Origin of the sequence: Pseudomonas sp. FSL R10-1350 (assembly GCF_009600525.1) — a bacterium.
In the GTDB taxonomy this organism is placed as follows: Bacteria; Pseudomonadota; Gammaproteobacteria; order Pseudomonadales; family Pseudomonadaceae; genus Aquipseudomonas; species Aquipseudomonas helleri.
Window position 1 is genome coordinate 1 of record NZ_WIVR01000091.1, and the last position, 14,421, is coordinate 14,421.

General features: G+C 60.4%; 11 protein-coding genes. 9 read left to right on the forward strand and 2 right to left on the reverse strand.

Going from position 1 to position 14,421, the window contains the following annotated elements:
• Window positions 1–423, reverse strand: a 423-nt coding sequence (locus tag GHO25_RS23880) for an MFS transporter (protein ID WP_153392842.1), incomplete at its 3' end; no start/stop codon positions are given.
• 182 nt (window positions 424–605) lie between these two features.
• On the opposite strand from GHO25_RS23880, the gene GHO25_RS23885 reads away from it, so the two are divergent.
• The 5 genes from GHO25_RS23885 to GHO25_RS23905 all read left to right on the forward strand — a co-directional run bounded on the left by GHO25_RS23885 (window position 606) and on the right by GHO25_RS23905 (window position 7,509).
• Window positions 606–1,520, forward strand: a complete 915-nt coding sequence (locus tag GHO25_RS23885; protein WP_153392845.1) for a LysR family transcriptional regulator — start codon at window positions 606–608, stop codon at window positions 1,518–1,520.
• Window positions 1,521–1,637: 117 nt separating this feature from the next.
• Entirely contained in the window at window positions 1,638–3,095 is a 1,458-nt protein-coding gene (locus tag GHO25_RS23890; RefSeq protein WP_153392848.1) for a gamma-aminobutyraldehyde dehydrogenase, read from the forward strand.
• Window positions 3,096–3,474: 379 nt separating this feature from the next.
• Complete coding sequence (locus tag GHO25_RS23895) at window positions 3,475–4,632, forward strand: iron-containing alcohol dehydrogenase (protein ID WP_153392851.1); 1,158 nt, start codon at window positions 3,475–3,477, stop codon at window positions 4,630–4,632.
• Window positions 4,633–4,642: 10 nt separating this feature from the next.
• The gene (locus GHO25_RS23900) at window positions 4,643–5,974 is read left to right on the forward strand and encodes an APC family permease (protein WP_048367040.1); all 1,332 of its coding nucleotides are present in this window, start codon (window positions 4,643–4,645) and stop codon (window positions 5,972–5,974) included.
• A 110-nt stretch (window positions 5,975–6,084) separates the two neighbouring features.
• Window positions 6,085–7,509, forward strand: a complete 1,425-nt coding sequence (locus GHO25_RS23905; RefSeq protein WP_153392854.1) for a gamma-aminobutyraldehyde dehydrogenase — start codon at window positions 6,085–6,087, stop codon at window positions 7,507–7,509.
• A gap of 92 nt (window positions 7,510–7,601) precedes the next feature.
• Here the strand turns inward: GHO25_RS23905 and treR are convergent, their stop codons facing one another.
• The gene (gene treR, locus GHO25_RS23910; RefSeq protein WP_048367036.1) at window positions 7,602–8,306 is read right to left on the reverse strand and encodes a trehalose operon repressor; all 705 of its coding nucleotides are present in this window, start codon (window positions 8,304–8,306) and stop codon (window positions 7,602–7,604) included.
• Window positions 8,307–8,594: 288 nt separating this feature from the next.
• On the opposite strand from treR, the gene treP reads away from it, so the two are divergent.
• From treP to GHO25_RS23930, 4 genes are all read left to right on the forward strand, one after another.
• Window positions 8,595–10,037 carry a PTS system trehalose-specific EIIBC component gene (gene treP / locus GHO25_RS23915; protein ID WP_048367033.1) on the forward strand — a complete coding sequence of 481 codons (1,443 nt, stop codon included), beginning with the start codon at window positions 8,595–8,597 and terminating at the stop codon, window positions 10,035–10,037.
• Window positions 10,038–10,127: 90 nt separating this feature from the next.
• Window positions 10,128–11,777, forward strand: coding sequence for an alpha,alpha-phosphotrehalase (gene treC, locus GHO25_RS23920; protein ID WP_153392857.1), 1,650 nt, complete (start codon window positions 10,128–10,130; stop codon window positions 11,775–11,777).
• Between the two features lie 125 nt (window positions 11,778–11,902).
• The gene (locus GHO25_RS23925; protein WP_048367031.1) at window positions 11,903–13,126 is read left to right on the forward strand and encodes a carbohydrate porin; all 1,224 of its coding nucleotides are present in this window, start codon (window positions 11,903–11,905) and stop codon (window positions 13,124–13,126) included.
• A gap of 59 nt (window positions 13,127–13,185) precedes the next feature.
• On the forward strand, window positions 13,186–14,421 hold a 1,236-nt coding region (locus GHO25_RS23930), incomplete at its 3' end, for a glucose PTS transporter subunit IIA (RefSeq protein WP_153392860.1).

Genomic DNA, 14,421 nt, shown 5'->3' on the forward strand with positions numbered 1-14,421 from the left:
GCCCCACAGGCCGAGGGCCAGCGCGCGTTCTTTTTCGTCTTCGAAGGTGCGGCGAATAATGCCCAGCACACACGGCATGATCATCGCGCCGCCCAGCGCCAACAGCACCCGGGCGCCGATGAGCATGGCCGGCGTAGGCGCGAACGCGGCGAGCAACGAAGCCACCCAGAACACGCTCAGGCCATACAGCAGGATGCGCCGATGACCGACCCGGTCGGCGAGGGTGCCCATGGGCACCAGCAAACCGGCCATCAGCAGCGGGTAGATATCGATGATCCACAACACCTGCGCCCCAGACGCGCCCAACGCCAGCGTCAGCGACGGCACAGCAATATGCAGAATGGTCATATCAATCACGATGGGCACAAAGGCCAGCATCACGGCGATCAGGATCAGCCAGCGTTTGGAGGCAGCAGTGGGCATGACTAAAGCTCTCGGTGGTCAGATGTCGGCATGATACTGCGATCCCTGCCTGCGACTGTCGTAAGCAAATGTGAATAAGGGTAACGGTCAGTAAAGCAGCGCTGAGGTTTGTGCCGGGCTATCGATAAAAAAGATATACACTCGCCCCTCACAAAAAATCAGTCCGCTGGAGGGGTGTTTTCATGATGACGTTGCGTCAGATCCGTCACTTCATCGCCGTGGCCGAGACTGGCTCCATCTCGGCTGCCGCCCAAGCGGTGTACATCTCTCAATCGACCTTGACCCTGGCGATCCAGCAACTGGAGCAGGAAATTGGCGTTAGCCTGTTCAATCGCCACGCCAAGGGCATGACCCTGACCCACCAGGGCCATCAGTTTCTGCGCCAGGCGCATTTGATCCTGGCCACGGTGGACAACGCCAAACGCAGCTTGCAGCAGAGCACCGACCAGGTGGCCGGGCAGTTGATCGTCGGCGTGACCAGCCTGGTGGCGGGTTATTACCTCGCGGATTTACTCACCCGTTTTCAGCGCGCCTACCCCAACGTCGAAATCCGCGTGATGGAAGACGAACGCCCGTACATCGAGCACTTGCTGGTCAGTGGCGAGATTGATGTCGGCGTGCTGATCCTTTCCAATCTTGAAGATCGCCACGCCTTGCAGTCCGAGGTGCTGACCCATTCGCCGCACCGTGTCTGGCTGCCGGCCCAGCATCCACTACTGGAGCTGGACAGCATCAACCTGGCCGACGTGGCCAAAGAATCGCTGATCCAGTTGAACGTCGATGAGATGGACAGCAATGCCCAGCGCTTGTGGACGCAGGCGGGGTTGCAACCGAGCATTACCTTGCGCACGGCATCGACCGAAGCGGTGCGCAGCCTGGTTGCGGCGGGGCTGGGGATCTCGATCCAGCCGGACATGACCTACCGGCCCTGGTCGCTGGAAGGCGACATCATCGAGGCCCGGCCCATTGCCGACCTTAACCAGACACTTGACGTCGGCCTGGCCTGGCGCCGGGGGACCGCGCGGCCGCCGTTGGTCGATCCGTTTTTGACCGTCGCCCGCGAGCAGCCCCATGGCGGGCGCAAGCTGGCGATTTAATCTGGATTTAGTGTTTGTCGTTCGCGCTGCGCCAAGACTAATCTTGCAGCCTCTATAAAACGGTCCAGCCCACAGAGCGGGGCGCACCACGACCGCACACCACAAGAGAGCCCTACCATGCCCGCCGCGCAGACACCATTGTTCACCGCACTGTTGATCGACGGTGAATCAGTCGCCGGGCAGGGCATTGTCGAACCCATCCTCAACCCGACCACGGGTGAAGTGCTGACGTCGATCGCCGAGGCCAGCGCCGAGCAGACCGAGGCCGCGATCCTTGCCGCGCACCGGGCCTTCGACGGCTGGGCACGGACCACGCCGCAGCAACGCTCTAACCTGCTGCTGGAAATCGCCAGTGCGATTGAAAAAAACGCCGACTACCTCGCGCGTCTCGAAGCGCTGAACTGCGGCAAGCCGCTGCATCTGGCGCGCAAAGACGACTTGAGTGCCACGGTGGACGTGTTCCGCTTTTTTGCGGGCGCCGTGCGTTGCCAGACCGGCCAGCTCAGTGGCGAATACCTGCCCGGCTATACCAGCATGGTGCGCCGTGACCCGATCGGCGTGGTGGCCTCGATTGCGCCGTGGAACTACCCGATCATGATGGCCGCCTGGAAAATCGCCCCGGCGTTGGCGGCGGGCAACACGTTGGTGTTCAAGCCTTCCGAGCACACACCGCTGTCGATTTTGGCCCTGGCGCCGATGCTGGCCGAGATCCTGCCGCGCGGCGTGCTCAACATCATTTGTGGCGGCGGTGAAAACGTCGGCAGCCATTTGGTCAGCCACCCGAAAGTGCGCATGGTGTCATTGACCGGCGACATCGTCACCGGGCAGAAAATCCTCTCCACCGCGGCCAAAACCCTCAAGCGCACCCACCTTGAACTGGGCGGAAAAGCGCCGGTGATCGTCTGCGATGATGCCGACCTTGAGGCCGTGGTCGAAGGGGTGCGCACGTATGGCTATTACAACGCGGGCCAGGATTGCACCTCGGCGTGCCGGGTGTATGCGCAGGCCGGTATTTACGACAAGTTGGTGGCGGCGCTGGGTGATTCCGTGAGCCGTATCCGCTTTGCCGGCAAGCGCGATGCCGACAACGAAATCGGCCCGCTGATCAGCACCCGTCAGCGTGATCGCGTGTCCAGTTTTGTCGAACGGGCGCTGGGCCAGCCGCACATTGAGTGTGTGACGGGGGGCGCTGCGCATCCGGGAGCGGGCTTCTATTACCAGCCGACGCTGCTGGCCGGTTGCAAACAAAGCGATGAAATCGTCCAGCGCGAAGTGTTTGGGCCGGTGGTGACCGTCACCCGTTTTGATGAACTGGCGCAGGTCGTGGACTGGGCCAACGACTCCGAATACGGCCTGGCATCGTCGATCTGGACGCAAAACCTCGACAAGGCCATGCAAGTGGCAGCGCGCTTGCAGTACGGCTGCACCTGGATCAACAGCCACTTCATGCTGGTCAGCGAAATGCCCCACGGCGGCCTGAAGCGCTCGGGCTATGGCAAAGACCTGTCCAGCGATTCGCTTCAGGACTACAGCGTGGTGCGCCACATCATGGCCCGCCACGGCCAATCTCTGTAGCGCTTCGACACCCCCGTAGCAGTTGACGAGCCTGCGAGGCTACGTCCGGCGGCGCAGCCGTCGCAATTCGGCTAACGCGGTGTATCCGTTAACCCTGTTTCTTAGGATTTACGATCGCTTCGCAATCGGACGTAGCCTCGCGGTGCTCGTCAACTGCTACAGGGGGCGTGTGCGTCAACAGGGAGCATTCGATTTAATCGAATGCTCCCTTGAGTTTTAAGTATTTGTTGATCCGCTACCTGTGTCTTAGTGTTTCGACCCATACCGCCATGCGGCACCTTCAACAATAAAAACCGATAGTGGCCGCCCCTGCGGCTCCCTGACTCGTCTGCCATAACTACAACATTGCAAAGCGCCACAGAGCGAGAGGAACGTCCCCATGCAATTCCAGTTTCTATTACCCACCAAAATCGTCATGGAACCTGGCCTGCGCCAGCGTACCGGCGAACACTTGCTCGGCCTGGGCTTGAGCCATGTACTGCTGGTCACCGACCCGGGCGTGAAGAACGCCGGTTTGCTCGACAGCATCTATGCCAGCCTGGAACAGGCCGGTATTCGCTACGACGAAATCTCCGACGTTAAACCCAACCCGCGCAGCGAAGACGTTAACCGTGCCGCGCAGCTGTATCGCGGTAAAGGCATCGACGGCGTTCTGGCAGTCGGCGGCGGCAGTGCAATGGACGCCGCCAAGGCCATCAGCGTTTTGCTGACCCATGACGGAATCGTTGAAGACTACGAAGGCGCGTTTGCCCTCAAGAACGCAGTACTGCCGATTGTGGCGATCCCGACCACCGCTGGCACCGGCAGTGAAGTGACCTTTTTCTCGGTAATCACCGACACCCGTCGCCAGTTCAAAATGAGCCTGCTCGACTACCGTATTGGCCCGGTGCTGGCGCTGCTCGACTCAGACATCACCGCCACGCTGCCGCCGCACATTGCTGCTGCCACCGGGATGGACGCGCTGACCCACGCCATTGAGGCCTACACCGGCAAACCCGCCAACCCGATCAGTGACGGCCTGGCGCTGCACGCGATCCGTTTGATCGCGCAACACCTCAAGCCCGCTGTGCAAGAACCGGACAACCGTGAAGCCCGCGAACAGATGCTGATTGCCAGCCTGATTGCCGGCATGGCCTTCGGCAACGCCGACATCGCCAGCGTGCACTGTATTTCCGAAGCCATCGGCGGCATGTACGACACCCCGCACGGCATCGGCAACGCGATTTTCCTGCCGTTTGTGTTCAGCCATAACCGCGACGCCGACCTGCGCCGCCACGCCGATGTGGCGTACGCCCTGGGGATCGACCCCAACCTGAGCGCCGTCGATGCGGCCCAAGCGGGCGTCGATCAACTGTTTCGCATGAACCGGGAGCTGGGTATCCCGCGTTTTGCCGACGTGGCCGGGGTGCGCGAAGAAGACTTCACGGCCATCGCGCAGAAGTCCAAGAGCAATATTTCCGATGCCAGCAATATCAAAGACATGACCGTCGAGAGCTACCTCGATGTGATTCGTGCCGCCTACCACTACTCAGCTTGAGGGCATCGTCATGAGCGCATCGATTTCGACTCCGCATCTGCGCCGTACCTTGGGTCCGGTGTCTGTGTTGCTGTTCGGTCTGGCTTTTATTGCGCCACTGATTGTCTTTGGTACCTACGGCGTGATTGCCCAGGCCAGCCAAAACACCGTGGCGTTGTCTTATGTGGTGGCGTCCATCGGCGTCATTTTCACTGCTCTGAGCTACGGGCGACTGGTGCGGGTGTTTCCGACAGCGGGTTCGGCTTACACCTACACCCGTAAAATGCTTAACCCCAACATCGGCTTTATGGTCGGTTGGGCGGCGCTGCTCGATTACTTTTTTATTCCGATGCTGATCTGGCTGCTGGGGGCGAGCTACCTGAGCCTGGCGTTCCCGGATGTACCGCAGTGGGTCTGGATCACCGGCTTTATCGTGTCCACCTCGTTGCTCAACATCCTCGGGATTCAGGTGGCTAACCGTTTCAACATCATCTTGATGCTGATCCAGCTCACCATCATCACCGTGTTCATCGCCCTGTGCTGGCACTACGTCAGCGCGATCAATGGTCCGGGCGGATTGTTGTCGGTCAAACCGTTCTTCAATGCCGACGTACCGTTCTCGGCGACCATGGCCGGTGCCGCCATTGCCGCTTATTCGTTCCTTGGCTTCGACGCCCTGTCGACCTTGAGCGAAGAAACCGTTGAGCCGGAACGCACCATCCCGCGGGCCATTTTGCTGGTGGCTTTGATCGGCGGCAGCCTGTATGTCGGCTCCTCGTACTTCATGTACCTGGCGCATCCGGTGGGCGTGTTCGAGAACATCGACGGCGCGGCGTTTGAAATCGCCAAGACCATCGGCGGCGACCTGTTTTTTGCTGTGGTTCTAACCGGCATCATCATTGCCCACTTTGCTGCTGGCCTGTCGTTCCAGGCCAGTGTCGGGCGCTTGCTGTATGCCCTGGGCCGTGACAACCAACTGCCGCAAAAGCTGTTTGGCGTGCTCAACCCGCGCTACAAGACCCCGGTGTTCAACATCGTGCTGTGCGGCGCCTTTGGTTTTGTCGGCTTTGGCCTGACCATCGCCACCGCCACGTCCTTGGTTAACTTCGGCGCATTCCTGGCCTTTACCGCCGTCAACCTGTGCGCGCTGAAACTGACTTTCGACCGTGCCTTGGGCGACAAAGCCGGTGTGCTGCGCGGGGTGTTGTTCCCGCTGATCGGGGCCATTACCTCGGGCTGGATGCTCATCAGCCTGGACGCCGACGCGCTGATCCTCGGCTCATGCTGGGTCGTGCTGGGGCTGGTGTACCTGGCCTTCCGTACCCGCCTGTTCAGCACCGCCGTGCCTGAACCCGCGCTCTGACGCACCCGACCCCTTAGCCCTTGTAACTACCCACGTGCGCCTTGATTGCGCGCATGCGGGGAGGTTGCGCCTTTTTGATGGGGTGGCTCACGCCGCCCACAGGAGAAACCATGCAAACTTGCCTGCTGATCAATGGTCAACTCATCGCCGGTGAAGGCGAAAAACTCCCGGTGCTTAACCCGTCGTTGGGCGCCACGTTGGTAGAAATCCCTGAGGCCAGTCTGGCTCAGGTCGATGCCGCGGTGTGCGCAGCCGATGCGGCGTTTGAGGCCTGGTCGCAGACCACGCCCAAGGACCGCTCGCAATTGCTGCTGAAGCTGGCCGACGCCATCGACGCCCATGCCCCGGAGCTGGCGCGCCTGGAGTCCAATAACTGCGGCAAACCCTACAGCGCCGCGCTCAACGACGAACTGCCTGGCGTGGCCGATGTGTTCCGCTTTTTCGCGGGCGCCAGCCGCTGCCTACAAGGCAGTGCAGCAGGCGAATACCTGGCGGGGCACACTTCGATGATCCGCCGTGATCCGGTGGGCGTGGTGGCGTCCATTGCGCCCTGGAACTACCCGTTGATGATGGCCGCCTGGAAGCTCGCCCCGGCGCTGGCGGCCGGTAATACCGTGGTGATCAAGCCGTCTGAACAGACTCCGTTGAGCACGTTGAAACTGGCGCAGTTGATGGCAGAGATATTCCCGGCTGGCGTCATTAACGTGGTCTTTGGCCGTGGCCCAAGTGTCGGCAAACCGCTGACCAGCCACCCCAAAGTGCGCATGGTGTCGCTGACCGGTTCGGTCGCGACCGGCAGCCGGATCATCGCCGGGACGGCCGATAGCGTTAAACGCATGCACATGGAGTTGGGCGGCAAGGCCCCGGTGATCGTGTTTGACGATGCCGACATCGACGCGGCCGTCGAAGGCATCCGTACCTTCGGCTTCTACAACGCCGGCCAGGACTGCACTGCCGCCTGCCGTATTTATGTGCAGAAGGGCGTGTACCACGAGTTTGTAAGAAAGCTCGGTGAGGCTGTGTCCAGTATTCGCCATGGGCTGCAGGACGACCCTGAGACAGAACTCGGGCCGTTGATCACCTTGCAACATCTGGAGCGGGTCGAAGGCTTTGTCCAGCGTGCCCGTGAGCAGTCGCACATTGAAGTGGTGACGGGCGGCAAGCGCGTGGCGGGGCCGGGGTTCTTCTTTGAACCGACGGTTTTGGCGGGTGCGCGGCAGGACGATGAAGTGGTGCGCCATGAGATCTTCGGGCCGGTGGTATCTGTCACCGAATTCGACGACGAAGCGCAGGCTTTGCAGTTTGCCAACGATTCCGACTATGGCCTGGCGTCTTCGGTGTGGACACACGATGTCGGCCGCGCCCATCGGTTGGCGGCCCGCCTGCAATACGGCTGCACCTGGGTCAACACGCACTTCATGCTGGTGAGCGAAATGCCCCACGGCGGCGCCAAGCTCTCGGGCTATGGCAAGGACATGTCGATGTACGGCCTTGAGGACTACACCACCATCCGTCACGTGATGTTCAAACACTAAACACTGCGCGCGGCTAACGGTAGGAGCGAGCTTGCCTCGCGATCTTTTAAAAGATCAAAAGATCGCGAGGCGAGCTCGCTCCTACGCTGCGATTAGCGCCGGGCAATGTCCGAAAAGTAAAACTTGTCCAAGGTATGCCGCGACTCGGTGTACTCAAACTGCCTGCCGTCCTGCAGGAACGTCTGGTTGCTCACCACAATCACGTGGCTTTGCCCATCCAGATCCAGGTGCAGTTGATCATCCTTGCTGCGCGGCACGGCTTCGATGGTGCGCTGGGCAAAGCTGATTTGCAGGTTAAGGGTTTGCTCGATATACGCGTAGATCGAGTGCTGCGCTATCTCTGGCGTCAGCCCCGGAATCAGCTCGCTGACGAAGCAGTTGATGTCCAGAATCACCCGTTTGCCATCTATGCGCCGCACGCGTTTGACGCGAGTGATCAGGCTGCCTGGCTCGGCGTCGATCTTGTCTGTCAGCGCGCCTTCCAGCGGGAAGTGCTCAAACTCAACCACTTCAGTGCTGACGTCGTTGCCCAGGCTCGGGTAGGTTTCCTGGAAGCTGACGATCCCGCCCAACTGGAACTCAATGGGGCTGGAAGACAACACAAACGTCCCTTTGCCATGGATCTTCTGCGCAAAGCCGCGTTCCTGAAGCTGTTCAATCGCCTTGCGCACGGTGCCGCGGCTGGCGTCGTAGCGGGTCATCAATTCAGTTTCGGACGGCAAGCGCGCACCGCGCGCCAGGCGCTCAGTGGTGATGTTTGCAAGCAGATCGGTGTAGATCTGGCTGTATTTAGTCATAACGATGGCTCTATGCCGAAGGTGTTCAAGGCCCGAACCTTAAGGGCAGGGGGGGAGCAGCGCAAGCTCCGCGGTAAAGGCTCTGTTTTAGGAACATTCAGGCGCATTCTTCAGAGGTGGCTGATAGTGCTTATTGCCAACTACTGCACAGTAAAGCAGAGGCCACGGCTTATTTTTCAAACTCGTCTGTACCAGTTGTTGCTTTAACTCGTACAGACGAGTATTTTTCGCTTCGGCGTGCTGCCAAAACGACGCTCCATAATAAAAATTTCAAGCGGAAGACAACGCATGAGCCACGATTATTCGAAGATTGCCGGTGAGTTGCTGCAATGCCTGGGTGGCGTCGACAACCTGGAGCAAGCCGCGCACTGCGTCACCCGCCTGCGCCTCGCGCTGAAAGACCCCAGCCTGGTCGATAGCGCAACCCTCAATCAGATTGACCTGGTCAAAGGTTCCTTTTTTACCGGTGGCCTGTACCAAGTGGTCATCGGCCCCGGCGACGTCGAAAAGGTCTATGCCGCCTTGCGCGAGCAAACCGGCCTCGCCGCGTCGACCATTGCCGACGTCAAGCAAAAGGGCGCCGACAAGGCCAACGCCATGCAGCGTCTGGTGCGGGTGTTCTCTGATGTGTTCATGCCGATTCTGCCCGCGCTGATCATTGCCGGCCTGCTGATGGGGGTGAACAACCTGCTCGGCGCCAAAGGCATGTTCATTGCCGACAAAACCCTGCTCGATGCCTACCCGTCGCTGGACGGGGTGTGGAGCCTGATCAACCTGATGGCCAACACCTCGTTCGTGTTCTTGCCCGCGTTGGTGGGCTGGTCAGCGGCCAAGCGCTTTGGCGGCAGTGAAATCCTCGGCATCGTGCTCGGCCTGATGCTGGTGCACCCCGACCTGCTCAACGCCTGGAACTACGGCAAGGCCGTGGCCGGGCTGGACGGTCAAAGCCTGCCGTACTTCAACATTCTGGGGGTGTTCCAGATCGAGAAGGTCGGCTACCAGGGGCAAATCCTGCCGATCCTGCTGGCCGCGTACGTGATGAGCGTGATCGAGAAATGGCTGCGCGCACGGGTGCCCAATGCCATCCAATTGCTGGTCGTGCCCATCACCACCATCGTTATTACCGGCGTGCTGGCGCTGGCGATCATCGGCCCGGTGACGCGTCACCTGGGCATCCTGATCACCGAAGGCGTGGTCATGCTGTTTGACCTGGCGCCAGTGCTCGGCGGCATGATTTTCGGCCTGTTGTACGCACCGCTGGTGATCACCGGCATGCATCACATGTTCCTCGCAGTTGACCTGCAATTGATCTCGACTCAGGGCGGCACATTTATCTGGCCGATGATCGTGATGTCCAACCTGGCCCAGGGCAGCGCGGCGCTTGGTGTGTTCTACATGAGCCGCAACGTGCGCGAGCGCAGCATGGCGTCTACCTCGGCGGTGTCCGCGTATTTCGGCATCACTGAACCGGCGATGTTCGGGGTCAACCTGCGTTACAAATTTCCGTTCTACGCGGCCCTGATCGGCTCGGCGCTGGGCAGCATTTTCCTGTCGCTGAACAAGGTCCAGGCCTCGGCGATTGGCGTCGGCGGCTTGCCGGGATTTATCTCGATCATTCCGCAGTACATCCCGATGTTCGTCATCGGCATGCTGGTCGCGATCATCGTGCCGTTTGTTCTGACGTGCGCACTCAGCCTGAAAATCATCCGCCCCGGCTACCGCGTGGCCTGACCCTCGTCTGTAGTCGCTGCCGAAGGCTGCGATGGGCTGCGATGGGCTGCGAAGCGGCCCCTTTTACAAAGATTATGCAAGGAGCCTCTCATGCAAGACTGGCAGCGTTCGGTGATCTATCAGATCTACCCAAAAAGTTTTCACAGCCACGCGGGCAACGCCACCGGTGACTTGTTGGGTGTGGTCGACAAGCTCGATTACCTGCAATGGCTGGGCGTGGATTACCTGTGGCTGACGCCGTTTCTGCGCTCGCCGCAGCGCGACAACGGCTATGACATCAGCGACTACTACGCCATCGACCCGAGCTACGGCAGCATGGCCGATTGCGAGCTGTTGATCAGCGAGGCCAAGGCCCGCGGCATCAAACTGATGCTCGACATCGTGGTTAACCATACCTCCATCGAGCACGAGTGGTTCCAGCAAGCGCGCAGCAGCCTCGACAACCCGTATCGCGACTTCTACATCTGGCGTGATCAGCCGAACAACTGGGAGTCCAAGTTCGGCGGTTCGGCCTGGGAATACGAGGCGCAAACCGGTCAGTACTATCTGCACCTGTTTGACCACACCCAGGCCGACTTGAACTGGGACAACCCCAAGGTGCGCGCCGAAGTCTACAAACTCATGGGCTTCTGGCGTGACAAAGGCGTGGGCGGTTTCCGCCTGGACGTGATCAACCTGATCTCTAAGCCTGCGCACTTCCCGGAAGACAACACTGATGGTCGGCGCTTCTATACCGACGGCCCCAACGTGCACGAATACTTGCAAGAGATGCACCGCGAAGTATTCGCCGGGCACGATCTGGTCAGCGTTGGCGAAATGTCTTCTACCAGCCTTGAACACTGCATCCGCTACTCGCGGCCAGAGAGCAAAGAGCTGTCGATGACCTTCAACTTTCATCACTTGAAAGTGGACTACCCGAATATGCAGAAGTGGGTGCGTGCCGACTTCGACTTCCTCGCGCTCAAAGGCATTTTGTCTGACTGGCAGGTGGGCATGCAGGCCGGTGGCGGCTGGAACGCGTTGTTCTGGTGTAACCACGACCAACCCCGTGCGGTGTCGCGCTTTGGCGATGACGGTGAGTTCCGTGTGGTCTCGGCGAAGATGCTCGCCACCGCCCTGCATTGCCTGCAAGGCACGCCGTATGTGTATCAGGGTGAAGAAATCGGCATGACCAACCCGGGGTTTGAGCGCATCGAGCAATACCGCGACGTCGAAACCCTGAACATCTATCGCCTCAAGCGCGAAGCCGGGGTGTCCCACGAGGACTGCATGGCGGCGATCCTGCAAAAGTCGCGGGACAACAGCCGCACGCCGATGCAATGGAACCAGCAGGCCAATGCCGGTTTCAGCACGGCAGAGCCATGGATCGGGATCCCTGCGAACGCCGCACAGATCAACGTCGAAGCGCAATTGAATGACCCGGACTCGGTGCTGCATCACTACCGCCGGCTGATTGCGTTGCGTCGCGAAGAGCCGCTGCTGTCACACGGCGAATACCGCCAGTTGCTGGCCGAACACCCGCAGGTCTGGGCGTATCTGCGCCAGGGCGAGGGCGAAAGCGTGCTGGTACTCAACAACTTCTACGGCACCGATTGCGTGGTGGATTTGCCTGACGGCGTGATCAGCCAAGACATGGCCCAACGCCTGTTGATCAGCAACTACGACGACCAGTCGACGCGCACGCAGCGCATCACCTTGCGCCCCTACGAGTCGTTTGCCGTGCACCTGACAACGCAATAACCACAACCCTGTAGGAGCTGCCGCAGGCTGCGATCTTTTGATCGTTTTAAAAGATCGCAGCCTGCGGCAGCTCCTACAAAGTCCGACATGCATCACACCCAAAAATAAAAATAAAAAGGCCACTCATGAACACAACCCTCAATCGCAGTATTTTCACCGCTTGCGTGTGCCTGCTGGCGCCGCTTTCGGCCAACGCCCTGGAGTTTGCCGGGTACTTGCGCAGTGGCATCGGCAATTCGCTGGAAGGCGGCAAGCAGTCGTGCTTCAAGCTGCCTGGCGCCGAGGCCAAGTATCGGTTGGGCAATGAATGCGAGCAGTATGCTGAGTTGGAGTTGCGCCAGGACGTCTATAACTTTGATGACGGTTCGGTCCTCAGCGTTGACGGTATGGCCTCGCTGTACAACCAATACAACCGCCAGCTGACGTTCCAGGGCGATAACGGTTCGGCGCGCTTGCCGCAGTTGTACGCGCAGTGGTCCAACCTGCCGAGTCTCAATGGCGGCTCGGTGTGGGCCGGGCGGCGTTACTACAAGCGTAACGACATTCATATTTCCGACTTCTACTACTGGAACCAGAGCGCTACCGGCGCGGGCATCGAGGACGTGTTGATCGGCGGTCTGAAGTACAGCTACGCCTTGTCGCGCAAAGACAGCCTGTATCAGGAAGACTACGTAACGCGTCACGATTTCAACGTCGCCGGGTTCAACACCAACCCCGGCGGGCAACTGGAGTTTGGCCTCAGCTACCTGGAAAAACCACAGCGCACTGACGCGCACAGTGGCTGGGCAATCACCGCGCAGCATGTCCAGAGCGAGTTTCTGGGCGGCAAAAACAAACTGGCCCTGCAATACGGCGAAGGCTCCGGCACGGGGCTGGGCTACACCGGCGATACCCGGCTGGATAACAGCAGCAAGCGTTACCGGATCGTCGAGTTTTTTGACTGGCAAGTGACCCCGCGTTTCGGCGGGCAGGTCGAGGCCGTGTATCAAAAGGACTTCCGCCCGGACGGCGGCAATCAGGAGTGGCTCTCGCTGGGCGTGCGACCGACCTACGCGATCACCGAGCAGTTCAAGCTGGTGACCGAGTTTGGGCATGATCAGGTGCGTGCTCCAGACGGTACGCGCAAGCTGAGCAAGTTCACCTTTGCGCCGACCTGGTCGCCCAATGGTCCAAGCTTCTGGGCTCGCCCGGAAATCCGCTTGTATTACACCTACGCGAGCTGGAACGCCGCCGCGCAACGTGCGGCCAATGAGTTTGATGCAGGCTCGGCATTGTCTGACAGCGGCGCCTTTGGCTCGGCGCGGCATGGTTCCAACGCCGGTGTACAAATCGAGTACTGGTGGAAATAAGCGACGCTGCGGGGCTCGCGCTCCATCGGCATTTAACCGAATCAACTGCAGGTGAAGTCATGGTTACAACCCAACAACTGGAACTGCTGGCGCCGTTATCGGGTGTCCTGATGCCGCTTGAGCAAGTGCCTGACCCGGTGTTCTCCAGCCGTTTGATGGGCGACGGCCTGTGCATCGATCCGACGTCGCAGGTGCTCTGCGCGCCGCTGGCCGGTGTGATCAGCAACCTGCAGCACACCGGGCATGCCGTGAGCATTACCGATGCCAGCGGGGTGCAAGTGCTGCTGCACATCGGCCTGGACACGGTAAACCTCGGCGGCCAAGGCTTCACCTGCCTGGTTGAGGAAGGCCAGCAGGTCGTGGCCGGGCAGGCGTTGATCGAGTTTGATGCCGATTATGTCGCGCAACATGCACGCAGCTTGCTCACCCTGATGCTGGTGGTCAGCGGTGAAAGCATTACCGACGTGTCGGGCGGCGAGATGCTGGTCGAGGCTGGTCAGCCGGTGTTGCGTGTGGGCGAGGCGGCCGTGCAAGTCTCCACCCAGCAAGCGCCGAGCCAGGGTGACACGCTGTTTTCGCTGGCCATTGCGCTGCCCAACCCGAACGGCCTGCACGCCCGCCCTGCGGCGGTGTTTGCCCAGGCGGCCAAGGGTTTTGCGGCCACCATCGAGCTGCACAAACACGAGCAGCGCATCAACGCCAAATCGTTGGTCGCGATCATGACCTTGCAAACCAGCCACGGCGATGTGGTGCAGGTCAGCGCCACTGGCGAGGATGCCGAGCAAGCGATTCGCGTGCTCTCAGATCTGCTGGTGGCCGGTTGCGGCGAGGCGGTGACGCCCGCTGCCCAGGTTGCCACTGAAACTACCTACGCCCCGGCACCTGAGCCGGTGCGGGTGGATGACACCTTGTTGCGCGGTGTCTGCGCGTCTTCTGGGGCAGTGTTTGGGCAGGTGGTGCAAATCGCCGCGCAGACCCTCGACTATCCGGAAGCTGGGGCGGGTGAAGCCTTTGAGCGGGCGCAGTTGCAACGCGCCCTGCTTGAAGCGGATACCGCACTGGACAGCTTGGGCCGCGAGTTCAGCCAAGGCCCGCAAGGGCAAATCTTCAGTGCCCACCGCGAATTGCTGCAAGACCCGAGCTTGCTGGAGCAGGCCTACCCGCTGTTGGCGTCGGGCAAAAGCGCGGCGTTCTCGTGGGCCGCTGCGGTTGAAGCCAACGAAAAAGTCTTCCGCAACCTGGGCAATGCGTTTCTGGCGGAACGGGCGCAAGACCTCGCAGATGTCGGGCAGCGC